The 25672-nt window shown below is 66.4% G+C and carries 14 protein-coding genes; 9 read left to right on the top strand and 5 right to left on the bottom strand.

Going from position 1 to position 25672, the window contains the following annotated elements; translation table 11 throughout:
- Positions 1 to 1149 carry a winged helix DNA-binding domain-containing protein gene (locus tag F5544_RS31970; RefSeq protein WP_167479609.1) on the top strand — a complete coding sequence of 383 codons (1149 nt, stop codon included), beginning with the start codon at positions 1 to 3 and terminating at the stop codon, positions 1147 to 1149.
- A 123-nt stretch (positions 1150 to 1272) separates the two neighbouring features.
- Here F5544_RS31970 and F5544_RS31965 read toward each other — a convergent pair whose 3' ends face one another.
- From F5544_RS31965 to F5544_RS31950, 4 genes are read right to left on the bottom strand one after another with little or no spacing between them, the layout of a single operon-like run.
- The gene (locus tag F5544_RS31965; protein ID WP_167476630.1) at positions 1273 to 2082 is read right to left on the bottom strand and encodes a VOC family protein; all 810 of its coding nucleotides are present in this window, start codon (positions 2080 to 2082) and stop codon (positions 1273 to 1275) included.
- Between the two features lie 47 nt (positions 2083 to 2129).
- Positions 2130 to 3071 (bottom strand): Gfo/Idh/MocA family protein, encoded by a 942-nt coding sequence (locus tag F5544_RS31960; protein WP_167476629.1) that lies wholly within the window; start codon positions 3069 to 3071, stop codon positions 2130 to 2132.
- Positions 3072 to 3102: 31 nt separating this feature from the next.
- Entirely contained in the window at positions 3103 to 4074 is a 972-nt protein-coding gene (locus F5544_RS31955) for a DNA-3-methyladenine glycosylase family protein (RefSeq protein ID WP_167476628.1), read from the bottom strand.
- Positions 4071 to 4211: a hypothetical protein gene (locus F5544_RS31950; RefSeq protein WP_167476627.1), complete on the bottom strand. Its 141-nt coding sequence runs from the start codon at positions 4209 to 4211 to the stop codon at positions 4071 to 4073. Before F5544_RS31950 ends, F5544_RS31955 begins: the two co-directional genes overlap by 4 nt.
- Positions 4212 to 4363: 152 nt before the next feature.
- On the opposite strand from F5544_RS31950, the gene F5544_RS31945 reads away from it, so the two are divergent.
- On the top strand, positions 4364 to 5320 hold the full coding sequence (locus F5544_RS31945; protein ID WP_167476626.1) for a helix-turn-helix transcriptional regulator: 957 nt from the start codon (positions 4364 to 4366) through the stop codon (positions 5318 to 5320).
- Between the two features lie 185 nt (positions 5321 to 5505).
- A complete protein-coding gene (locus F5544_RS31940; protein ID WP_167476625.1) occupies positions 5506 to 5829 on the top strand; it encodes a type IV toxin-antitoxin system AbiEi family antitoxin in 324 nt (107 codons plus the stop codon).
- Between the two features lie 12 nt (positions 5830 to 5841).
- On the opposite strand, the gene F5544_RS31935 is transcribed toward F5544_RS31940, so the two are convergent.
- Complete coding sequence (locus F5544_RS31935; protein ID WP_167476624.1) at positions 5842 to 6003, bottom strand: hypothetical protein; 162 nt, start codon at positions 6001 to 6003, stop codon at positions 5842 to 5844.
- A gap of 102 nt (positions 6004 to 6105) precedes the next feature.
- Here F5544_RS31935 and F5544_RS31930 point away from each other — a divergent pair, with 102 nt between their 5' ends.
- From F5544_RS31930 to F5544_RS31905, 6 genes are all read left to right on the top strand, one after another.
- The gene (locus tag F5544_RS31930) at positions 6106 to 6348 is read left to right on the top strand and encodes a hypothetical protein (RefSeq protein WP_167476623.1); all 243 of its coding nucleotides are present in this window, start codon (positions 6106 to 6108) and stop codon (positions 6346 to 6348) included.
- A gap of 30 nt (positions 6349 to 6378) precedes the next feature.
- A complete protein-coding gene (locus F5544_RS31925) occupies positions 6379 to 8418 on the top strand; it encodes an AMP-binding protein (RefSeq protein ID WP_167476622.1) in 2040 nt (679 codons plus the stop codon).
- Positions 8415 to 13883, top strand: coding sequence for a type I polyketide synthase (locus F5544_RS31920; RefSeq protein ID WP_167476621.1), 5469 nt, complete (start codon positions 8415 to 8417; stop codon positions 13881 to 13883). The genes F5544_RS31925 and F5544_RS31920 overlap by 4 nt, the downstream gene beginning before the upstream one ends.
- Entirely contained in the window at positions 13880 to 21610 is a 7731-nt protein-coding gene (locus F5544_RS31915) for a non-ribosomal peptide synthetase (RefSeq protein ID WP_167476620.1), read from the top strand. The genes F5544_RS31920 and F5544_RS31915 overlap by 4 nt, the downstream gene beginning before the upstream one ends.
- Positions 21611 to 22321: 711 nt before the next feature.
- Complete coding sequence (locus F5544_RS31910; protein ID WP_167476619.1) at positions 22322 to 24499, top strand: MMPL family transporter; 2178 nt, start codon at positions 22322 to 22324, stop codon at positions 24497 to 24499.
- A gap of 5 nt (positions 24500 to 24504) precedes the next feature.
- Positions 24505 to 25671 (top strand): sensor histidine kinase, encoded by a 1167-nt coding sequence (locus tag F5544_RS31905; protein ID WP_167476618.1) that lies wholly within the window; start codon positions 24505 to 24507, stop codon positions 25669 to 25671.
- Position 25672: the final 1 nt, after the last annotated feature.

The following is a 25672-nucleotide window of genomic DNA, read 5'->3' as shown; positions in this document are numbered from 1 at the left end:
ATGCCGATCTCCGATGCGCACCGCCGGGCGTTGCTGACGACCCGGCACCTGCCTGCACCGGACGCACGGAATATCTCGACCGATGCGGTGGTCGATCGCGTACTCGCCTTGCACGCCACCGATCCCGCGACCGTATATCTTTCCGCCGCAGCACGATTGGCGGAGCCATCGCATCAGGAGATCGAACGGTCGCTGTACGACCGGTCCCGATTGCTGCGCATGACCGCCATGCGCGGCACACTTTTCGTCGTGTCGGCGGCGCTGGCGCCAACGCTGTTCGCCGCGATCAGCCGCGTACACGGCGCGGCCAGGGCGGCGGGCCTGGCGCGGTTCCTCGATGACGATCACGGCATGCTCGCCGGAATCCTCGAGGAGGTGCTCACGGTGCTGCGGGTGCGCGGCACCGTGACCACTCGCGAGCTCGCTGCTGAAATCCCTTTGTTGCAGCGGCAATTCGTGGTGTCGGCGGGTAAGCCGTACGAGTCGAGGCGCAGTCTCGCGGCCGAGGTGCTGTTCGCGATGGCCGCGGACGGCCGGGTCGTGCGCGCCGAACGGCGCGGCGGCTGGACCAGCAACCAGCATGCCTGGACCGCCGGACCGGAGTTGCCCGACATCGCAGTCGACGAGGCCAGAGTGGAATTGGCCCGGCAGTGGTTGTCGATTTTCGGTCCCGGTACGGTCGCGGATCTGAAGTGGTGGACCGGATGGACGGTCACCGAAACCCGAAAAGCGTTGCGAGACACCGAGACTATCGAGGTTCTTTTCGATGACGGCCAACATGGGCACGGGTTGCCGAGCCACCTGGAGTCGATCGACGAGCCTGATCCGTCGGCGGCCATGCTGCCCGCGCTGGATCCGACGCCGATGGGGTGGCGGCACCGCGATTTCTACTTGGATCCGGCACACGTTCCTGCCCTGTTCGATCGCATGGGCAATATCGGCCCGACCATCTGGTGGAACGGTCGTATCGTCGGCGGTTGGGCGCAAAGGGCCGACGGTACATTGGCCACGCACCTGCTCGATGATCCCGGCCGTGCCGCCCGTCGAGCCATCGAGGTCGAAATCGACCGCATCGCAACCTATCTCGATGGCCGTCGATTCACGCCCGCCTATCGCACGCCGTTGGAACGCGAACTCGCCGGATCGTGATCGTGGTGCGGTCCCCATCACCGCACCACGATCACCCCTACCCGGCGCCGCTGCCGGTGGGTTCGTCGGCGGGAGCGCGTGCGCCTCAGCTCGCTGCCATGGCTCCCGCGGGTTCGTGGTGAATCACATTCCGGGGTTGGAGAACAGCTCGAAACGGTTGCCGCTCGGATCGACCAGGCGGGCGTAGACGAGGCCGTCGGGATTGGTATCGGGGCCGAATTCGATTACCCCGCCGAGCTTCTCGGCTGCCTCGCTCAGCTCCGCGACATCGCCGACGAGGAAGGACGGTACGAGATATTCGGGTCCATCGGGGCGCAGGTCGTACATGCCGCCGGACGGCCACTGGTTGCCGGTGAAGATGTTGTAGTACTGCTTACCGCCCGCATCCTTGTCGAATTCGAAGCGCCAGCCGAACGCTTCGGTGTAGAAGCGCTCCGTGGCGTCGGGGTCGGTGGAACCGATTTCGAACCATGCCATCGATCCGCGCAGTGGTTTGGACGCGGACTCCGCGATGGCCTGCTCACCGGTCTGCATTCGTTCCTCGAATCGCTCGCTGGTCGACCGGGAGAACAGCGAGAAGGGGTTGCCGCGCGGATCGGTGAGCACGGCGAACCAGGTGACATCGGCGACCTGGGTGGCGGGCACGATGACCGACGCGCCCAGCTTCGTCAAGCGGTCCACGTCGGCGGCGACATCCGCGGACAGGATCGAGACGTTGATCTGTTCGATGGCAGAAGCGGTTTCGTGGATCGCCCCCATCGGGAACGGTGCCCCCGGCGCGATGATCCGGATGTAGCGGCGGCCGTCGATGGACGAATCCGGATCGAGTTCGTATGTCCAGCCGAGCAATTCGGAATAGAACTTTTGAATCGGCTCGGCATCGCGGGTGCCGAACTCGAACCAGACGACCTGGCCCGGTGACAGTGCGTACATCGGTATACCTCCTGTATTCGATTGCCGCGTCCGGATTTCGGTGCGGCTCAACGGGAATTGACGATGGCGTCGATGCCCAAGGTCACCGCGAGGGTGTCCAGAACGCTGGCGGGAGCGATCCGATTGACGACCTCGCCGCGCAGGCAGGCCAGGACGTGATCGATCATCGCCGTATACGGGTCGGCTGCAGGCAGTTCGGTGCGGTGCTCGCCATCAGCTGTGTATGTGGTTACGGCGGCTGACGGTTTACCGTCGAATCCCTGCGTGAAAGTGGCCTCCAGCACACCGTTTTCGAATGTCGCCCGATAACCGCCGCGCGACCCGTACGGCATCGGCATCAGTGATGAAGCCGAGCAGCGGGCGATCGCATCCGGGTAGTCCAGGATCGCCTCGACCACGCCGGTGTCGGGACCACCCGCAGCCGCGATGGCCTCGAGACCGTCTGGAGCGCCGAGGGTTTGGACGATGATGTCGAGATCTCCGTGCATCATCTCGATCGGAATGGCATGCACGCCGATGCTGACGCCCGGCCAAAGCAGCGCTGTCGCCTGCTCGACCACCAGTTGCCGCAATCGGCCATAGGTTTTGCTGGCGGCCGCGTCGAAGAGCAGTTGATTGGCGGGCAGGAAACGGTCATACATGTCGACGAACACCTGCCGGTCACTCACCGCCGCGGCCGCGGCCACCTCGCGCGCTTCGGTCAGATCGGCGGCCAGCGGCAACTCGGTGAGCACATGCTTGCCCGCGGCGAGGGCGCGCAGCACCATTTCGGCGTGCAGCCGGGTCGGCAGGCAGATATCGACGAGTTCTATTGCCGGATCGGTGAATACCGAGTTCAGGTCGGTGGTGGTCGTGAAGCCGAAACGGTCGGCCACTTCGCCCAGCACGTCCGCGCGGCGACCGAATACCGTCACCTCGACGTCGTCGCGCGCGGCGTAGACGGCGGCGTGTGCCTGTCCGAAACCGGTTCCGAGCAAAGCTATCTTCATGAAAATCCCGTTCGCAGAGTTGGATTCGTTGTCACATGCGTATTTCCGCGGCCAGCCAGTCGATGGGCTCGCTCCGGTGGCGGAGGAACAGGTCTTCGAGCAGATAGGCACCGGCCAATGCGCGCCAACGCCCGTAGCGGCGCGTCATATCGGTCAGAATGTCTTTGGCCGCAACGTCTTCGGTGTCGTAGAGCAGCCGCGAATACAGTTTCGTCTCCCACGGCGGCACGACATCGAATGCGTCGTAATGGTGGAAGGTCTGAAACAACAGATAACCCACCGACGCCGGGCCGACACCGTAGAGCTTCAGCAGCTTCGCTCGCGCCTGCTGTCGATCCATCGCCCGGATCCCGTCCTCGTCGAAATCGTCATCGAGGATCGAATGCGCGATCCGGACAAGGGATTTGGCGCGATACCCGAGCTTCAGCGCCCGCAACGGCTGCTCACCCGCCGCGGCGATCGCCTTCGGCTCCCAGAACGCGGCCAAGGTCTTGCCGTCGAACTCGACCGTGCTGCCGTAGGCATCGAACACCGACCGCACCATCGTGGCGGTGCGGCCCGCCGTCGCCATCTGCAACAGCGCCAGCACACTCACCCACTCGTAGAGCGAGAACGCGGTCCCGATCCGCATGCCGCCGAGCCGCTCGATCGGCCCGGCCAGCGCAGCGTCGTCGGCGAAATGGTGGCAGAACCACGACAGATCGGTGTCCAGGTCGTAGCGCCACCGCAATTCCCGTGCCACCGACTCGACCAGCGGTGGGGGCAGTGAGCGATCGGCGAACAGCGTGCCGACTACCTCCGGAGCATCACGAGTACCGTTGTCGTCCAATCGGATTCCGAGTATCTGCCCGTTCCATCGCATGGTCTGCCAATGTGTGCCCGGCTCGTCCGCCGTGGTCGGATCGGGCAAGGTCGACGGTTTGGCGGTGGTGGTGGCGAAGTCGAATGGTGCGGGCGGCCGCAGGGTGAAGGTCGCCCGCACCGTGAGTGACAGTGGGTTCACTGCTGGCCGGTGTACGCGTTGGATTCCCAGGCGCGGCCCGCGATTTCGGTGCGACCGAATATGTCGCCGTAGAATGCGATCGCTTCGAGCGAGTCTCTCACGTACAGCATCGGGGTGAACAGCTGCAGCACCGCCATGGTTTCACTCCTTTGTGCGCCGGTTTGTCGACCAGACACACGGTAGGAGTCCAATAGGTCATCGAAAGTCCTATTTGTCCCGGACGTGTGATCCGCCACGCCGTAGGATCAATAGGTCAATAGATGTCCTGTATGAGGTTCAGGATTGAACCATGCGAGATCCGTCCGGCCGACTCCTGCAACTGCTGTCGCTGCTGCAGTCCCCACGCGAGTGGACCGGCGTGGAGCTGGCCGACCGGCTGGGCGTCACGCCGCGCACCATCCGCCGCGATGTCGAACGGCTCCGTGACCTCGGCTACCCGGTCCACGCCACCCAGGGCAATATCGGTGGCTATCGGCTCGCGGCGGGCACCGCCATGCCACCGCTCGTCCTCGACGACGAGGAAGCCATCGCGATCGCCATCGGCCTGCGCACCGGCGCCAACGCCGCGGTCACCGGCATCGGGGACGCCTCCCTGCGCGCCATCGCCAAACTCGAACAGGTCCTGCCGAGCCGCCTGCGCCGCCGCCTCGCCGACCTGTCCCGCGCCGATGTCCTGCCCGCCGCCGACAGCCCGGCCATCGACCCCGAAGTCCTGTCCGCGCTCGCCGCCTCCTGCGCCGCCAACGAAAAAATCCGCTTCACCTACACCAAATCCGGCGACGACATCACCAAACGCCACGCCGAACCGCACCAGCTCGTCGCCGCCGGCCGCCGCTGGTACCTCATCGCCTACGACCTCGACCGCGCCGACTGGCGCACCTTCCGCCTCGACCGCGTCAGCACCATCCACCGCACCGCCGTCCGTGTTCCACCCCGCGAACTTCCCGACGGAATGGACGCCGCCACCTGGCTCACCCGCTCCCTGCAACGCACCGGCACCGTCAGCGCCCGCGTCCTCATCCACGAGCCGATCGAACATGCCACCAACCGAATCGCCGCCCGCGCAGGCGTTCTCGAACCCGCCGACGAAAACACCTGCGTCCTGACGACATACCCGGACGCCCCGCAATACGTCGCCTACAACATCGCCACCCTCCCGACGCCCTACACCCTGCTCGACTCCCCAGAACTAATCCCGCTCCTGCACACCATCGCCGAACGTGCCTTGGCGGCAACGACGAAATAGGGTCTGTCGCCGATCCGAACAGCCGGATCCACCTAATCGGTCACTCCGCCGAATTCGCTGTCCACCACCACCTTTCGCTACATGCTCAGGAAGGCTCGCATTCCCTCGACCGGTCCGTTCCCGAGCTCGCGAGCGAGCAGGGCCGCGGTCAGGCCGCCCGCGAAGGTGAAGGCCTAGGTGGTCAATTGCGTTTTGCCGTCCGGGAAGTAGTGGTGACCGACCGCTCGGTACAGCTTCGTATTGTCCGTCGTGACACCGACGCACTCGACGCTGAGCGCGTCGAAACGACACTGGGACCAGCGCTGGTGACTACGCCGGAACAGACCGTGCTCGATCTTGCCCGGCGCCCGGAGTTGGGCAATGCCGAGGTGGAGATTCGTTCGGCCATCGAGACGCTCTACCGCCGTAGTGATTCGTCGAGACTCGCACAGCTCGCTGTGGATCAGCGTTCGGGTGCGGCGCTTCGGCGTGCGAAAAGTTGGGTGGGGCGTGAATATCGACGAACGTGACAGTGTCGCAGTTCAATTCGGAGTTGCGCTGGAGCAGGTCGGGCGCGACCACCTGATCTCCCATCTGTTACTGGTGACATCGTCGTCGTCACCGCCGAGGGCGTAGCCGACGCCGATTCCGACGGCGGTCACGAGGGATGCGCTGGCGACGCCGATGCTGGTGGGTCCGTTCAACGGAACGGCGATTGCCGGATATCGCTCCTGGAACGAGCCTTGAGTAGCGCTGACCTCGCTTTGCGACGAGGAGGGAGCACCACCTGTTCGAAAGGTGCGATCATGAATTCGGTAATCGACACGATGGCGTGGCGCAAGAGCGCCGACGCGTCGAACTTCGCACTCGCATCGGCCGCCGATGTCCACAAAATACTGTCGGCGTGCGCGGGGCCAACGGCAGCCGGTCCACGAATTACCGGACTGAAATACCGACCGGGCACCATTTCTGGAAATCGAGTATTCGACTACTCGGGCGCTGGTTTCATCGCGATTCTATTGTTCGATCTCGAACGGCTGTCGAAATAGCGTATAAGGCCGCAGATTGGGGATGTTGTCTTGAGCCTGACGATTACGGATAAGACGTCATTCGTCGACGTGATTCGCCACCATGCCGAGAACACTCCTGAGCAAAGGTCATTGACTTTTGTCAGCGGGGCTTCGGAATTCGATGTGCACTGGACATACGGTCAGCTGGATCGCCGAGCGAGGGCGATCGCCTCGGCGTTGCAGGATCAGTGTCTGCCGGGTGATCGGGTGCTGCTGTTGTACCCACCGTCCCTGGAGTACGTCGCGGCTTTTCTGGGCTGCCAGTACGCCGGTGTCACCGCGGTACCCGCCTATCCTCCGGAGGTGGGGCGATCTCCTCGGTCGCTGTCCCGCCTGCTGGGGATCGTCGAGGATGCGCAGATATCCCTGGTACTCACCACCAGCGAGGCGCACGCCGTCGCGGACACGTTGCTGCCTCGGGGCAATCGGTCGCAGTTACGTTGGTGCGCAACCGATATCGTGCCGGACAGTGCGGCCGCGGACTGGCGTCCGCTGCGGTCGACATCGGATGACCTCGCATTCCTGCAGTACACGTCGGGCAGCACCCGTGCCCCGCGCGGTGTCCGAGTGACCCAGCGCAATCTGGTGGCCAATAGCGAGCTCATTCGGCACGCCATGCGACACGACCGGAACTGCCACGTGGTGACCTGGTTACCGCCCTATCACGATATGGGGTTGATCGGTGGCATTCTGCAACCCCTCCATCTCGGAATGACCTGCGAGCTGATGTCGCCGCTGACTTTCCTGCACTTCCCGTCGATCTGGCTCGAGCGAATTTCCGGCAGGATGCGCGTCAGCGCGGGAGGCCCGAACTTCGCCTATGACCTCTGTGTACGCAAGATCGAGCCACACGATCGAGAGCGGCTCGACCTGTCCGGTTGGGACGTCGCCTTCTGCGGTGCCGAACCGGTGCGCGCGCAGACTCTGCGGAGCTTCGCCGCGGCGTTCGCGGTCGCGGGATTCCGCAGTCGGAGTCTGTTTCCGTGCTATGGCATGGCCGAGTGCACCCTGATGGTGTCCGGGGGGCAGCGCCCGGACGGGCCGAGCGAAATACGTGTCGATGCCGACGTCCTGGAGCAGGGCCGAATCAGCCTGCGCGAGGGCGCGGGCACCCGCGTGCTGGTCGGCAATGGGCCGGTGGTGCCCGATCATGATGTGCGAGTAGTGAATCCGCACACGGGACGGCCGTGTCGATCCGATGAGGTCGGTGAGATCTGGGTCGGCGGTCCCTGCGTCGCCGATGGATACTGGGCCGAACCGGAGCACGGCCCGCAGACTTTCGGCGCGATCCTGCCCCACCGTCCCGAAATGCGCTTCCTGCGTACGGGAGACCTGGGATTCCTGCGCGACGGCGAGCTGTTCGTCACCGGTCGGCGCAGTGAGCTGATCATCATCGACGGACGCAATTTCTATCCGCACGATATCGAGCAGACCGTCGCGGCCTGCCATCCCGCCCTGCGGCCCGGCGGCACCGCGGCCTTCACGGTCGACCGGGACGATCGACCGGAACTCGTTGTGCTGCAGGAGCTGCGGCGCGCCCACGAGGTCGCGGACCCCGATGATGTGCTCGCCGTGATCCGGTCCGCGGTCGGCGCCGAGCATGGTGTCATGCCGGCGGTCGTGGCGCTCGTCGAACCGGGGGCCGTGCCCAAGACATCGAGCGGCAAGGTGCAGCGCATGCTGTGCCGGGCGGATTTCGGGCACGGCCGTCTCGCGGTCGTCGCGCAGTGGCGGCTGGCCGATCAGCCGACGCGGCTGCGGACACCGCCTCGCGGTCCCGCCTGGCAACGGCACGACGAGCTGGTGCGCTATCTGACCGACCGGATCAACACCGTACTGCGGCTCGAGCACGGATCGGTCCTCGGAGCCAAGACCGGGTTCCTCGAACTCGGTATCGATTCTGTTGCGGCAGTGGAGATCCGCAACCGCGTACAGGCCGAGCTGGGCGTCCCGCTGCCGGTCGGCCTGCTGTTCGATCATCCGACCATCGACGCTCTCGCCGGCTATCTGCATGGCGTACTGGCACTTTCGGAAAGGACGCCGCGATGATCGACCGTCGCGAGGAGAAGATCGCCATTATCGGAATGGGGTGCCGTTTTCCCGGGGCGGGACGGGGACCCACCGAATTCTGGTCCCTGCTGTCCGAGGGCCGGGATGCGGTGCGGCCCTTTCCACCGGATCGGCTCGGGCAGTTCTACCACCCCGATCCCGACCGGCCCGGGCGCACGCACGCAAGTGCCGGTTCATTTCTCGACGGTGTCGAGGATTTCGACGCCGACTTCTTCGGCATCGCGCCACGGGAAGCCAGATGTATCGACCCGATGTTCCGGATACTGCTGGAAACCACCTGGGAGGCCCTGGAGGATGCCGGGCAGCCCGCGGACCAGCTGGCCGGGAGCAATACCGGTGTGTTCGTGGGTGTTTCGAGCACCGACTTCCTCAATCTGCAGATCTGGGCCGGGGCGCCGGAGATGATCGAGACCTATACCGGCCCCGGGACGTTGCACGGCATGGCATCCGGTCGGCTGGCACACGCCCTGGATCTGCAGGGCCCGGCGCTGAGCCTGGATACCGCGTGTTCCTCGTCCCTGGTCGCGCTGCACCTGGCCGCGGATAGTCTGCGCCGCGGGGAATGCGGGATGGCACTGGTCGGCGGGGTGAGCCTGTTGCTGTCGCCCGATATCTGGATCAACCTCTCACTCGCCAAAATGATCGCGGCGGATGGACGTTGCAAGACCTTCGATGCCCGCGCCGACGGATACGGCCGCGGTGAGGGCTGCGGGGTGCTGGTGCTGAAGCGGCTGCGTGAGGTGTCCGAGGGAGAACGAGTGCTGGCCGTGCTTCGCGGGTCGGCGGTCAAGCACGACGGTCGCAGCGCCTCCATCATCGCACCCAACGGGGTGGCGCAGCGGGCGGTGATCCGCGAGGCGCTGGCCAGTGCCGGGGTGACACCGGAAGAGGTCGGCTATATCGAAGCCCACGGGACCGGAACGCCACTCGGCGACGCGATCGAACTGGACGCGCTCGGTGATGTCTTCGGGCCGATGACAGCGAACGGCCATGAGCTGTTGGTCGGGTCGGTCAAGACCAATATCGGGCATCTGGAGGCCGCGGCCGGGATGGCGGGTCTGGTCAAGACAATCCTGTGCTTCGAAAACGGCGTCATCGCACCGCATCTGAACCTGAAGGAACTCAACTCTCGAATCCGGTTGCACGGCTCTCGGATTCGCATACCCACGGCACCGGAATCCTGGCCGTCGGAGGGTCCGCGGATCGCCGGGGTGAGCTCTTTCGGCTTGTCCGGCACCAATGCCCACGTGGTGCTCGAGGCGCCCGCAGTCGACCGGGACTCGACGCCGACCTCGGACCGGCCCGTGGTGATCACCGTATCGGCCCGCACCGACACCGGTCTGCGGAGACTGGCGCAGGACTACCGCCGGACACTGGATACCGATCGAATCGCGTTGCCGGACATGGCCATGACGGTCAACGCCGGTCGCACCCATTTCGCGCACCGGGGCGCCGTGGTAGCGGGGGACCCGGCCGAAGCCGCGCGCCGGCTCGCCGAGTTGAGCGGGACCGCCACCGACGACGCCCGTCCCGCCCGGATCGCGTTTCTGTACTCCGGGCAGGGGTCGCAGCGCGCCGGGATGGGGCGGGAGCTGTACCACGCCGAGCCGATATTCCGTGCGGCCCTGGACCGTTGCGCCGAGGCCCTGCGCGAGCATCTCGACGTCCCGCTACTCGAGCTGCTGTTCGGGTCCGGCGAGCTGCTCGACCGCACCGAGTACGCCCAACCGGCGCTGTTCGCCTTCGAATACGCGAGCACCGCCCTGTGGCAGTCGATGGGGGTGCGACCGGATGCCGTGATCGGGCACAGTGTCGGCGCCTATGCGGCGGCGTGCGCGGCCGGTGTCTTCGATCTGGATACCGCCGCCGGTTTGGTGGCGGTCCGCGGGCGGCTCATGCAGCACACCGCACCGGGTGCCATGTACGCGGTGGTCGCCGGGGTGGACGAGGTACGCAAGGCGATCGGTGATCGTGAGGTCGCGGTGGCCGCGGTCAACGGTCCGGCCGCGGTCACCATCTCCGGTGCGGAACCGGCTGTCGGTGAGGTGATTTCGCGATTGTCCGCCGCCGGGGTATCGACCCGCCGGCTCCCGGTCGGCCGGGCGTTCCACTCCGCGCTGATGGATCCGGTACTCGCGGAATTCGAACAGCAGGTGGCGCGGGCCGTGACTCGTGCGCCGCACACCGCCTTCGTCTCGGATCTGACCGGCAAGTTCGCCGACGTCGAGTTGAGCGAACCGGCGTACTGGCGTCGGCATGTCCGCGAAACGGTGCGGTTCGCCGCCGGAACACAGACGCTCGTCGACGCGGGTTGCACGCTCATGGTCGAGATCGGGCCCGGCGGCGTCCTGGCCGGATTGGTGCACCGCGGTGTCGAGCAGGCGCAGGTGCACGCACTGCCCGCCATGGTCGGCACCGGCTCGGAGCCGCAACGGGTGCAGCGGGCACTGGCCACGCTGTACACCTTCGGTGCGCAAATCGATTGGGCGCAGTATCACCGCGACCGGCCCGGCCGGATACGTCGCGTGCCGACCTATCCCTTCGAGAGCGTCACCCATCCCAACAAGTTCGTCGAACGCGGTCGGCAAACCTTGGCACGGCTGGCCCGGAGCGAGACGCCGGGGTCGCCCTCCGGACCAACGGTTCCCTATGCCGGAACACCCGTGTGGTTACCTTCCGGCGCAGCGGTTTTCGAGCAGGTACTGGGCGAGAGCCAGCCATCGGATCTCGGTGATCATCGGCTGTTCGGTCGCGTTGTCGTGCCGGGTGCGTATTGGTTGACCGCCGCGGCGGGCTCGATCTGGCATCTGGCGAACAGCACCGCGGATCTGGAGCTGTCCGACGTCGCCTTCACTCGCCCGCTCGTACTCGCGGGCGACCAGCAGCACCTGGCGCAATGCCATCTGACGCCGACCGAGCCGGGCTCCTGGGATGTCGAGGTGCACAGCGCGCCCGCCGAGGGGGGACGGCCGCAGCACTGGAGCATTCACGCCAGGTTCAGGGCCGGGCTGTGCTCATCGGTCGCCTACGAGCCGCCCGACCCGGTGCGCCCCGGCGACGCGATGGACGGGGCGGATTTCTATGCCGAAGCGGACCGGCGGGGTCTGCGGCTGGGCCCGACCTTCCAGTGGATCCGCTGGGTGCGACCGGATTCGGGGTCCACCCGGTTCATGCTGGGCAGGCCCGATGGCGTGGCGGCCGACGTGGTCGCGGTCCCCGGTTTCGTGGACGCGTGTTTCCAAGCGATGGCCGGTGCCCTGCCCGACACCGTGATTCACGAGCTGACCAGCCAGGGCAACCTGCTGGTCCCCCTGGCCGTCCGGCGGGTGGTGCTCGCGCGGCGGCCGGTGACGGCGGCATGGGGCGAAATCGAGGTCCTGGAGGTCTCACATCGGGGGATGGCAGGGCGGCGCAGTTGCCAGGTGCTGGCCGATATCCGGGTGCACGATGAGCGCGGTCGCCCGGTGCTGGTGTTCGAGGGCGTGCGGCTGACCACGATGGAGCCCGAGCAGGTGGGGCTCACCGGACCACATGCGGTGCGCCGCTACGACATTCAGTGGCAGCCTGCCTCGACCCCGCAGCCGGGGCCCGGCGCGGAACGGATCGGTTCGTGGCTGGTGTGGTCGCCTCGCGGTGACCTCGGCGCTCAGATCCTGGCGATACTGGCCGAACGCGGCGAGCCGTGCGCGGTCATCGCCGCCGTCGACGCGGGCTGGGAACTGCGCCACCCGGACGGCCGGCGGCAACCGCTCGATATCACCGATCCCGATCACTGGCGCAGCCTCGCCGCGGCGCCGTGGCGCGGGGTACTGTATCTGCCCGCGCTGGACCTGATTCCGCTCGAATCCGCCGCCGCGGAGCCCGCGGAGACAGCGAATTCGCTTGTCCGCGACCTTATTCCGATGCTCAACGGCTGGGCAACCGCCGCCGATGGGCCGGTGTGGCTGATCACCAGGGGCGCGCAGCGAATAACGCGGGAACCGATCGATCCCCGCCAAACCATCTTGTGGGGTTTGGGGCGGACGCTGGCCGGGGAAAGTCCGACGACCTTCGGCGGTCTGGTGGACCTCGATCCCGACGGCTCGGTGACCGGCGAGGCCGAGGCCCTGGTCGATCTGCTGATCAGTTCGGAAAATGGTGTGCAACAGGCACATCGGGCCCAGTCGTGGTTCACGCCGCGGCTGGCCGAGCTGGATCGGACGTATTCGGAAGCAGCGGTGCGGATCCGGCCGGCCGCCAGTTACCTGATCACCGGCGGGCTCGGCGGAGTCGGCCTCGCCATCGCGCGGTGGTTGATCGCGCAGGGCGCGAGGACGATCCTGCTCAACGGCCGCTCCGAACTCGCCGACCAGGGGCGCTCGACGATCGCGGCACTGGCCGCCGGGCCCGCCGAGGTCCATTACGTGCGAGGCGATGTCGCCGACCCGCACCAGGCCGACGAGGTCATCGAGCGGATCCGGCGGGAATTCCCGCCGCTGCGCGGTCTGGTGCATGCCGCGGGCGTGCTGAATGATGTTCTGCTGCACCAGCAAACCTGGCCCCGGGTGGCCACGGTACTGGCCCCGAAGGTCGACGGTGGCTGGCACCTGCACCGCGCGACGGCGGCATCGGACCTGGACTTCTTCGTCCTGTGCTCCTCGGTCGCCGGTGTGCTCGGCTCCCCAGGTCAGTCCGGATATGCCGCGGCCAACACATTTCTCGATGGGTTGGCGCAGTACCGCCGGGGCAGCGGGCTGCCCGCGGTGAGCGTCGCCTGGGGGCCGTGGGCGGGTGCCGGGATGGTCGCCGACTCGCATGTGGCGGATCGGCTCACCGCGGTGGGTCTGCGGCCGATGGAACCGCAGGCTGCCCTGGCGGCCCTGAGTCGTGCCCTCGCGGACGACAGTGCGGTGGTGGCCGTCCTCGATGCGGATTGGCAACGCTGGCAACGCATCGCGGGTGGACGCATCGGGGCCGGATTGCTCGGCGATCTGCTCGGCGCCTCGTCCCCAACGGCCGGTCCGGATGACTCGGTCGGGAGCGGGGACACCGGCGCGATCGACCTCGCGGATCTGCTCGACGCGGATCCCGCGGAGCGGGTCGAGCGAATCAGCACCGAACTTCGGGCCAGGTTGGCACAGACCCTCGACACCGAACCGGAGCGGGTCGCGCTGAATACCCCGCTCACCGCGCTGGGTTTGGACTCGCTGATGGGTCTGGAGCTGAAAAACCGCATCGAATCGGCCTTTTCGATGCGCGTGCCGACCGCGCTCATTCTGCAGGGACCGACCCTGCGCGAGTTGGCCGAGTACGTGACCGACCAGTTGCAGAACCCGGCGGCGGTGTCGCCGGACAACCTCGCCCCCGAGGCGCTGCTGGACCGGCTCGATGAGCTGTCGGAAACGGAACTGGACACACTCCTGGCCGAATACGCCGAAGACGCCGATATCGAGGGGCTGGCATGACGAATTCCCGAGTCGCCGAATCCGATCCGGTTCGGCATCTCTCATCGACCGAGAAGCGGCGACTGCTGGCCACGCTCCTGCGTGACCGGGCGCAGCGCCGCACGCCCCGATGGCCGCTGTCCTATGGGCAACGCGCCCTGTGGTTCCTGCATCAACTCGCGCCCGACGCCACCGCGTACAACCTCGGTGAGGCGCTGGTCCTGCACGGGCCGCTGGATCGGGTCGCGTTGCGCCGTGCGGTGGCCGGGCTCGCGCAGCGCCATCGCGTGCTCTGCTCCCGCATCGTCACCGACGACCACGCAGAGCCGCACCAGGAGGAGATCGCGGCCGAGACACTGCGGATATCGGAGACCGATGCCACCGGATGGGGCGAACGGGAGCTCACGGCACACCTTGCCGCCGAGGTCGACCGCCCCTTCGATCTGGCCACCGGTCCGCTCATTCGGCTCGGCATCTATCGCACCGCCCCGGATGAACACGTCGCGCTGCTGGTGGTGCATCACATCGTCGGCGAGTTCTGGACGCTGGTTTTGCTGGTGAACGATCTGGCCGCGCTATACCGGGCCGAAATCGCCGGAACCGAACCGGTTCTCGCGCCGATGACCCGGCACTACGCGGAGTTCACGAGATGGCAGTCCCGAATGCTGGCCGGTCCGGAGGGACAGCGACTGTGGGAGCACTGGCGGGACAAGCTCACCGGTCCGCTTCCCGTACTCCAGCTGCCGACCGATCGGCCGCGGCCGCAGAGCAAGTCGTTCCGTGGGGCGCTGCACGGATTCCGGATCGAGGCGCGGACCGCGGACCGGGTGCGCGAATTCGCCCGCGCCACCGGCGCCACCACCTATCAGACGCTGCTCACCGTCTTCGCCGTCTTCCTGCACCGGCACAGCAACCAGCACGATCTGCTGATCGGCACACCGATGACCGGTCGGACGGAAGCCGAATGGGCCCCGGTGGCAGGCTATTTCGATAACGCGCTGCCGCTGCGGGTGCGGCTGAATCCGGCGACGACTTTCGCCGATCTGGTGCGGCAGGTGCGTTCGACCTCCGTGGATGCCCTGGTCCACCAGGCGCTGCCGTTCCCAATGCTGGTGGAGCGGTTGCGGATTCCGCGGGATCTGGGCCGCTCGCCCCTGTTCGATGTGATGTTCGTGCTGCGTCAGGCACGCTCGCGCGAGATGAGCGGCCTGACCGCGATGGGGATGGGCGGCGCGGGCGGCGAGATCGCACTGACCCCCGAATTGACCGCCACCTCACTGGAACTGCCGCGCACCGTCGCCCAGTTCGATCTCACCCTGTCACTGGCCGAATCCGCCGACGGCATGCACGGAAGCTGGGAGTACAGCACCGATCTCTTCGATCGGTCGACGGTGCGGCGTTTCACCGATCGCTTCACGGTCCTGCTGGACGAACTGCTCGAGGCCCCCGAACGCCCGATCGGCGCGGTACCGATATTGCCGACCGCGGAGTACCGGCGTGTTGTCGAGGATTGGAACGACACCGCCGGACCGCTGCCGACCGATATCGCATTGCACGACGGATTCCGGGCCATGGCTGCCGCGCGACCGCAGGCCGAGGCGATCATCGATGATCGAATCCGGCTCAGCTACGCGGAATTGGATGAGTTCTCCGACACCGTGGCCGCCTGGTTGCAGCGTGCGCAGGCTCGTCCCGGTCAACTGGTGGCGATCTGCATGCGCAAGGGCTGGGAGCAGATCGCGGCCGCACTCGGTGTCTGCAAATCCGGTGCGGCCTATCTGCCGGTGGATGCCGAGCTACCCGCCCGGCGGATCGCGGAGCTGCTCCGGCTGGGTGGCGTCGACCATGTGCTGGTGCAGCCGGGGACGCGGGCGGTGATACCGGCGGAATTCTCCGGGCACGTCTTCGATATCGACGTCCCCACCCTGCGTGCGACCGCGGCGACACCCCGGGTGTTGCCCGCCGACCCGCACCGGCTCGCCTACGTGATCTTCACCTCCGGCTCGACCGGCACACCCAAAGGGGTGATCATCGATCATCTCGGCGCGACCAACACCATTCGAGATATGAACTCGCGCTTCGCCGTTGACGAGAACGACCGGGTGCTCGCCCTGTCCTCGCTCAGCTTCGACCTGTCCGTCTACGACATCTTCGGTGTACTCGCCGCGGGTGGTGCCATCGTCGTGCCGCGGGCAACCGGGCGCAAAGATCCCGCGCACTGGCTGGAATTGACTGTGCGGGAACGGGTGACGATGTGGAATTCGGTCCCCGCGCTGGCGGGGCTGGTTGCCGAAGAGGCCGAACACACCAGCCGTGATGCGCTGGGCTTACCCGCCCCCGGTCGGCTCCGCCTCCCTACCATCCCCCTGGGTTCGGTGCGAATCTGCCTGATGAGTGGTGACTGGATACCACTGAGCCTGCCCGACCGACTCCGGGCACTGAATCCGTCCATGCAGGTGATCAGTCTCGGTGGCGCCACCGAGGCGTCGATCTGGTCGATCTGCTATCCCGTGCACCTGGTCGACCCGCAGTGGACCTCCATCCCGTACGGGCGCCCGATGACCAACCAGCGGTTCCACATTCTGAACGAGGCCGGTTACCCCTGTCCGCCGGGCGTCACGGGCGAACTCCACATCGGCGGAGTCGGTGTGGCGCTGGGCTATTGGCGGGACACCGAGCGCACCGAGGAACGGTTCATCACCCATCCGGAATTCGGACGCCTATACCGCACCGGGGACCTCGGACGGTATCACCCAGACGGGCTCATCGAATTTCTCGGCCGATCCGACCAGCAGGTCAAGATCGGCGGGTACCGGATCGAACTCGGTGAGATCGAGGCCGTGCTGCGTGAGCACGGTGCCATCCGCGACGCCGTGGTGCTGGCCATCGGCGGACACCTCGTCGGCTACATTGTCGTCGATACCGAGGGGCACGCCGGCACCGAGGTGGCCGAGCTCGCCGACCGGCACTGCCGGGCGGTCCTTCCCGCATACATGGTGCCCCCGGAAATCATTGCGGTGGAACGGTTCCCGCTCAGCAGCAACGGGAAGGTCGACCGTAACGCACTTGCCGCGATGGCCGCGGGCCATGGCGGCGCCGACGCGGCGGGCCCCACCGACGAGCGTCAGACGCTCCTGTGCGGTCTGCTCGCGGAACTCCTCGACCGACCGGATATCGGTATCGGAGCGGACTTCTTCGCCCTCGGCGGTGACTCGGTGCTGGCCATCAGGCTCAGCGCGGCAGCACGCCGAGCCGGGCTGCTGCTCACGCCGGAGCAGATCTTCGCCCATCGCACGGTGCTCGGGATGGCCTCGGTGAGCACGCCGGCCGAACCCGATCCCGGTGCACACTGGGACGCCGAAACAGCGCGGTCCCAACAATTCTCACCCATGCAGCAAACCATGCTGATGCACTGCGTCACCCAGGAGTCACCGCAGCTGTACTGCGAACAGATTCGCCTGCGGCTGAGCGGCCCCGTGCAGGTCGACGCGCTGCGCACCGCCTGGCAACACGTGCTGGACCGGCACGAGACGCTGCGAATGCGCTTCGGCTTCGATTCGCTCGGCCGACCCGTCCAGCAGGTCGGCGCGGCGGACGATGTCACGATCGCCGTCGTCGATCTGCGCGAACTCGACCCGGATGAGGGCGAGCGGCAGTTGACACAGTTGTTGGAAAACGATCGGGAACAAGGTTTTCCGGATCTCGCGGGCCCCTTGCTGATGCGCTGGACCCTCGTGCAGCGCTGCGCCGAGCACTTCGAGCTGATATGGACCCACCATCACCTCCTACTCGATGGCTGGAGCCTCGGGACCGTACTGCGCGAAGTGATGTCGTGCTACCGCGCGGTATTTCACGGTCGACCACCCACACTCGTTGAGCCACCGCGGTATTCGGCTCTCTTGGCACGGCATGCGGCGATGTGCGCCGAACGGGCCGCCGCGCAGGAGCTGTTCTGGCGCACGGAGTTGGCCGGTCTCACCGCACCCACCAGGGCGCTGCCTCCGGATAAGCCATTGCAGGACAGCGCACTTCGACACGGCACTCGAGAGTTGCGGTTCACCGCGGACGAGACGGCCGCGGTGCGTCGAGGTGCGATCGCTCTCGGTGTCACGGTCAACACGATCTTCCAGGCAGCCTGGGCGCTGCTCCTGGCACGGTGGACCGGTGAATCCGATGTCGTGTTCGGCGTGACGATCACCGGACGGTCCGCGGAGCTGGACGGTATGGAGTCCGCGGTCGGGTTGTTCATCAATACGCTGCCGCTACGGGTTCCGGTCGATCCGGCGGTGCTGGTTGCTACCTGGCTGCGAAGCATCCAGGATCGTCAGCTTCGGATCAGCGCCAACGACGGCCTGACCCTGGCCCAGGTGGAGAGGTGCAGCGGGTTGGTTCGGTCCGTCGGCGAGATGACATTGTTCGACACCATTCTGGTCTTCGAGAACTACCCGGCAGCACACGATCTGGACGCCGAGGGGACGGGTCTGTCCATCACCGACGTCCAGTTCGACGAGGCGACCGGAACACCACTGATGCTGTACGTGATTCCGGAGACCGAGATGGTGCTGCGTGCCACCTTCGCCGCCGCTCTCGACGAGCAGCATGTGCACGGCATACTCGCCCAAGTACGAACCGCTGTGCTGGAATTGCTCCGCGGCCCCGATCGCCGGATCGATCGGATACCATCGCTGCCCGCGTCCGAACGCGACCGTGCCGTACTGAACGGCGGCCCGTTGTCCGTACCCGCGCGACCCGTGGTCGATCTGATCCTCGAATGCGCTCGGCGGCAGCCCACCGCCATCGCTGTCGAACACGGAACGCGGCAGCTGACCTACCAGGAACTCGAGTTGGCCGCACAACAATTGGCCTGCAACGTGATCCGACATGGCGTGCGCCCTGACCAGCTTGTCGCAGTGCTGTTGCCGAACGGCATCGAAGCGGTGGTGGCGATAGTCGGAGTACTGCTGGCGGGTGCGGGGTACCTGCCGATGGATCCCGTGGGGCCACGGTCCCGGATGGAGGCCATCCTGGCCGACGCCGAGCCCAGCGTGATCATCACCTCATCGCAGTACGTCGACCTGGTCGAAAACCGCCGCGAGGACGTGATATTGATCGATCACGCGATGTCCGTCGACTGCGCGGCGTCGGTCGGCTCGGACTTCGTGAGCGCGTTCCGGCCTGTCTCATCAGCAGGGACCGATGATGCGGCCTACGCCATCTACACTTCCGGCTCCACCGGTCGCCCCAACGGAGTGCTGATCACTCGAGGTGCCCTGGCGAGTTTCGTCGCGGGGGCGCGGGACAGCTACCGGTTGACGCCCGATGACCGGGTATTGCAGTTCGCCCCATTGCATTTCGACGCCAGCGTCGAGGAGATCTTCCTGACCCTGGTGACCGGCGCCACCCTCGTCGTGCGCACCGCGCAGATGCTGCAATCCATACCGCACTTCGTCGACGCCTGTGCGCGGCAACGCATCGGTGTGCTAGACCTGCCGACAGCGTTCTGGCACGAACTCACCCACGCCTTGGCGACGGGCCTTGCGGTCTTGCCTGACAGTGTGCGCATGGTGATCATCGGTGGCGAAGGGGCGCTGCCCGAGCGAGTCGTCCAGTGGAACAACATGACCGGTGGTTCGGTGCGACTGCTCAACACCTACGGGCCGACCGAAGCCACCGTGGTAGCCACCGCGGCCGATCTGAATGTCGCAGGTATCCGCGGACCCGGAGATACGGTGCCGATAGGTGTGCCACTTCCCGGAGTGCGCGCGGCGGTGCTCGATCAGCACGGACAGCCGGCCGCCCCGAACGCTGTCGGTGAGTTGTATCTGATCGGCGCCGGACTGGCCAGGGAATACGTGCGACAACCCGAGCTGACCTCCGAACGGTTCGCTCCCCTGACACAATTGGCGGGACGGCCGCGCGCATACCGCACCGGCGATCTGGTCCGTCGCGGCGAGGACGGCCGGCTCGTCTTCGTCGGCCGGATCGACGAACAGTTCAAAATCAGTGGCCACCGGGTGGATCCGGCCGAGATCGAGACACTGCTGCTCGGCCATCCCGGCGTGGCCGAGGCCGCGGTGGTCGGACGTGTCCTGGCCGACGGCGCGAAACACCTGTCCGCCCATATCGTACCCGCAGCGTCGGCGGTCTGTCCGTCCTCGGCACAACTTCGAAGGTATCTGGGCTCGGTCTTGCCCGCCGCCTCGATTCCGGGCTCGGTGGTCATGCTGGAGTGGCTGCCGCGGACGGCTTCAGGGAAGGTGGACCGGGGTGCCCTGCGGAATTCCCCGCTGGTCACCGAAGCGACGCAGTCGAGCGGTGCCGCACCGACAACGGAATTGGAACGCGCGGTGCTGACCGTATGGGAACAAGTACTCGGCGTTCGGATCTCGTCGACGACGGAGGATTTCTTCCAGCTCGGGGGGCAATCGTTGCAGACCATTCAGGCAGTGAACCGGATCGGTGCGGCGCTGGGCCGCGATGTTCCGGTCGCATTGCTGTTCCGCCACCCCACGGTGGCCGGACTCGCGGCGGCCCTCGACTGCGAGCCCGGAGCCGCGCCTCGGCGCATCACCGGCCTACCTCCCGCGGCGCTGGCCGATGCGATCCTGACCGACGATGTGGTGTCATCAGCATCGGCCCCGGTCCTCCCGTCTCCGTTGCGGCGCGTACTCCTCACCGGCGCAACAGGTTTCGTCGGCGCGCACCTGCTCACCGCACTGCTGGCGCAGACCGACGCGCAGGTGGTCTGTTTGGTCCGGGCCGACGATGCGGCACAGGGCCTGGCGAGGATCCAGCGGGCACTGGCCGGGCAGCGATTGTCCGATGATGCGCTGAACGACCGCGTGGTCGTGCTGCCCGCCGACCTCACCATGCCGCGCTTGGGATTGGACGACCAGCAGTTCACCGAGCTGTCCGTGAGCTGCGATGCGATCTACCACAACGCCGCGGTGGTCGACATCGGGCGCACCTATTCGAGTTTGCGGGCGGCGAATGTGGTTGCGACACGCGAGATCCTGCGCCTGGCCGCCGCACATCGGTCGATTCCGGTGCATTATGTCTCGACACTGTCCGTCGCGGCCCCGGCACGGATCCGCCCCGACGTGGCCGAGGAGTTCCTCCCTGCCCACGAAGACCTGTGGGATGGCTATCCGCAAACCAAATGGGTATCCGAGCGGCTGCTCCAGCAGGCCGCCGAACGCGGGCTGCCGGTGGCCGTCTACCGGCTCGGGCGCGTAACCGGCGCCACCGGCACCGGCATCATCAATACCAAGGATCTGCTGTGGCGAATGCTCTTGGCCAGCATACGAACCGGGACCGTCCCCGATCTCGACGCCTCCGAGGTCTGGACACCGGTGGACTTCGTCGGCCCGGCGATCGTCCGGCTTTCACTCGCCGAACAGCCGGATGGTCGAGTATTCAATCTGGCCCCCGTGCCCGCGGTGAACCTGGCCGACATCTTCTCCGGGGTCCGCGAATACGGTTTCCCGCTCACCACGCGGCCGATCACCCAATGGCGTGACACACTGGCCGCCGACCCCACGACCGATCACACCGTGCTGGCCTTCCTCGACCTCCGATCCGACGATGCCGACCGAGCACTGTCCTTCGAGAGTCTCGGTACGGTGCACAATGCCAATGTCGTCCGGGGCCTGGCCGCCAGCACGCTGCGCTGTACCCCGATCGATCGCGAATTGCTGCACCGATACCTGGACCACTGCATCGACACCGGACTCCTACCACCGCCCTGAGCCTTGGCCGGGTTCTCTCCGAATGAGGCTGGTGCAGTGGCTTTTTCGTCCTCGGTTCCCTCGGCGAGATTCGAACAGCATCCACAACCTCGTCTACCCGTCGTGAACCGCAAATTTCAGCCGACATCGAAGTGGCGCGGTGTATCCGCCGCCGATCCGGCAGCGGCTCCGGAGAAACCGGACTTGCAGGCAGCGCCGAGCCGAGACGCGCGATGTAGGCGAGCGCCGAGCGGTCCGGAAACTGGGTTACAGACAGCCTTGTTTCCGGCCCGAGTCGCGGGTTCGCTTCTTCGGCGGGGCGCTATATGCATGGGAACAGTACCGACCAGCATCTTCTTGCTGGCCGACTGGTCATCGAAGCCGTTTTCACCCTGGGTAGCGGCAAGCGCTAGGAGGTCATCAGCATTGCCACTTCCTAGTGGCGCCAGGCGATCAGTGAGTTGATGACCGGCCGGATCCAGCGCCACAGGTAGCAATGGGACGAACTGGCCGGCTTGTTCCACGAGGACGCAACGCCGACGACCTTGCGGTTCCACCACCAGCAACAGTCCTGCAGAGGACCTGCACCCATCGGCGATCGGGTCCGCTACCTCGTTCGACCGCGCCTGTCTCCGAACAAATATCTACCTCGAGGGTCCACCGAATGGTGGACTCGGCATTCCATCGGTCGAGGCTGTCGGCGACACCGGCGCGACAACGAACATTCATGGCATGCGTGATCGCCCGATTGGTTTGGCTCGCTGGAGCATTCGTCACCCATGGCTGGCAATCGCGGGCTGGCTGCTGTTCGTGGTGCTGTGTATCGGTATCGGTACCGGAGTGGGCGGAAAGGCCGCGGGCACCGAGGATTTCCGGATTGGCGAGGCAGGCCGTGGCGAGGCGATGGCGGCCCGGGGTGGACTGCAGCAGCGGCCGGTGGAGCGGGTACTCATCACCGCGGGTCCCCCCGGTGACCGGCTGGATCCGGCCGCTGCCGATGCCGCAGCGCGCGAGATCGGCGACCGGATGCGGAGGCTGTCCGAGGTCGAATTCGTTGCCGCACCGGTGTATTCGGCCGACGGTGGGGCGGTCCGGGTCGACATCACCATGACCGGCGCCGAGCTCGATGGCAAGAAGCAGGTCCTGCCGCTGCGCGCCGAAACCGCGCAAGTGCAAGCCGCCCATCCGAATCTGCGGATCGAGCAGACCGGTGGTCCCTCGATCAGCCGCGAGGTCGACGAACTACGCGACCGAGACTTGTCGCGTACCGAAATGATCGCGCTGCCGATCACCCTGATCACCTTGCTGGTGGTCTTCCGCTCCGTCGCGATGGCGCTGGTGCCGCTGCTGCTGGCGATTTCCGCGATCGTGGCAGCCATCGGACTGTCGATGCCGGCCTCACACCTGGTCCCCGACAATGGCGTCGGCGTCAACATCATCTTGTTGATCGGCATGGCGGTCGGCGTCGACTACACCCTGTTCTATCTGAAGCGGGAACGCGAAGAGCGGGCACACGCGCGCGGCGCACTCGACACGCAGGCCATGGTGAGCCTGGCCGCCGCCACCTCCGGCCGGGCCGTCGTGGTCTCCGGGCTCGCGGTCGCCATCTCCAGCGCGACAATGTATCTCGCCGACGATGTCATCTTCTCCTCGATCGCCACCGCCGCGATCCTCGTCACCATAGTTGCCGTACTCGGCTCGCTGACCGCCCTGCCCGCGTTGCTCACCGTGCTCGGCAGACGGGCCGACCGCCGCGACGCGATCGTGGCGCGGCACAACGCAACCGATCGGCGCAAGGCCGGGCCGGGCCGGATTACTGCGGAACTGTTGCGGCCAGCCGCGAAACACCCCGCGATCACTCTCGCCGTCGCGATCCTCGCCATGCTTGCCGCCGCGACCCCGCTGCTCGGGCTCGACTTGACCGATATGGGCAAGGAGACCCACCCGCGCACCATCGCGGCCATGCGGACCTTCGACCGACTGAATCAGGCCTTCCCGGAACTGAAGTCGATGCACCAGGTAGTCGTGGTCGCCGAACCCGGTCGCGCGGACGAAGTAGCCGCCGCTCTGGGCGAACTCGCCCGGCGCGCACATACGGATCCGGCGCTGGCGGGCACAGCAACGCTGCGCACCTCACCCGACCGCCGGGTCAGCCTGCTGGAACTGGCGGTGCCCCACTATGTGAGCGACACAGCGGCTCGCGCGTCCCTCGGCCGGCTCCGCGGCGAATATCTGCCTGCCACCATCGGCGTGCTACCCGGCGTCGAATCCGCGGTAACCGGTGACGTGGCCCGGTACGCCGACTATCCCGAACATCAGAAACATCAGCTGCCGTTGATCATCGGTGCGCTATTGCTGGTGACGTTCCTATTGACAGTGTTGGCCTTCCGGTCCGTCGTCCTCGGCCTCGTCGGCGTGCTGCTCAACCTGCTCTCGGCGAGTTCCGCGCTCGGCTTGCTGACGCTGACCTTCCAACACTCTTGGGCGGAGCGTCTGCTCGACTTTCATTCGACCGGCACAATCGGTTCCCGGGTACCGCTGCTGCTGTTGGTGATCCTGTTCGGGCTATCGATGGATTACCAGGTGTTCGTGATCAGCCGGATCAGGGAAGCCGCGCGGCGCGGCGTGCCCACCCGGCGGGCCGTGCTCGACGGCATCGGCGGTTCGGCGAGCGTGGTCAGCAGCGCCGCCTTCGTGATGATGACGGTCTTCGCCGCCTTCATTCCGCTGCACATCTTGGAGATGAAGCAGATGGGCTTCGCCCTCGCGGTTGCCGTCCTGCTCGACGCGTTCGTCATCCGGGTCCTGATCCTGCCCGCGCTCCTGCTGGTGCTCGGCGACCGCACCTGGTGGCCGTCGCGCACACCACATCTCGCCGCCGTCGACCGCACGCTGGAAACCGTAGGCTGAGCGGAATGAAGCAACGGCCGCAGCCCGACGACCGATTCCGGCTACAGGTACTCCATCGGTGGTACACCGCTCTGTGGGTGCTGTTCGGTCTGATCCCACCGGTGCTCGCCGTGCTGCATCGAGGCCCCGCAACCAAATACGTGACGATGGCGCTGGTGATCGTGCTCGTGGTCGGCTGGGCGATGGCGACCTCGCGCGATCCGGTGCTGCGTCCTGCCGTCTTCCTCGGTCTGCTCGTTCTGGTGCTCGGCGCGATGTCCTATCTGCTGAAAGGTGGCGCCGCGTTGTTCATTGTGTCGTTGCCGCAATTCTGGATCTACGCGTCGAATACGCGGCGCGCGGTCACTTTCACCAGTGCCGCCGCGGCGGCCAGTCTCACCGGTGCCCTCATCCGGCAGGAGTTCTTCACCGGCAATGTCGCTTTCATCGTGCTCGGCTATGCGGGCGGCACCCTGATCGGACTGTGGCTGCACCGAGTTCTCCGGCACGGTGACGAGCAGGCCCGCCGACTGGGTGCGGAGTTGGCACACACCCAGGCCCAGCTGGCCGAGGCGAACCAGCGTCAGGGCGCCGCGGACGAACGCGAGCGGATCGCCCGCGAAATCCACGACACCCTGGCGCAGGGTTTCGCCTCCATTATCGTGCTGGCACAAGCGGCACGAAGTGGTCTCGGCGCCGACCAGGACACGGCCGCCAAACATCTGCTCTCGATCGAGCGCACGGCGCGCGAAAACCTCACCGAGGCACGCATTCTCGTCAGCGCCGACCCGCACAGCGGTGTTGCTTCGATAGCACTCGCGGATATCCTGCGCCGCACCCTCGACCGATTCAGCGAGGACACCGGGCTCGACGTCACTGCCGAACTACCGGACCTGAACTGCGATCAGCCGATACGGATTGCCCTGCTGCGTTGCACCCAGGAGTCATTGGCCAACATCCGCAAACACGCCACCGCTAAGACGGTCGGCGTAGTCCTCGCCCGGCACCCGAACGGTATCGAACTCGAAATCACCGATGACGGCCGCGGTTTCGCGCCCGCCGATGCCCGAGGGTTCGGCCTTGACGGCATGCGCAAGCGCATCGCCGAACTCGGTGGCGAACTCACCGTGACCAGTTCTCTCGGCGACGGCACTCGTGTGCTGGCCACCGTTCCCTCGAATTGTCCGGTGTGAC

Origin of the sequence: Nocardia arthritidis, assembly GCF_011801145.1 — a bacterium.
GTDB classification, from domain to species: Bacteria; Actinomycetota; Actinomycetes; order Mycobacteriales; family Mycobacteriaceae; genus Nocardia; species Nocardia arthritidis_A.
Note: the sequence above shows the minus strand (reverse complement) of the source record. Positions and strands in the feature narration are given on the sequence as shown.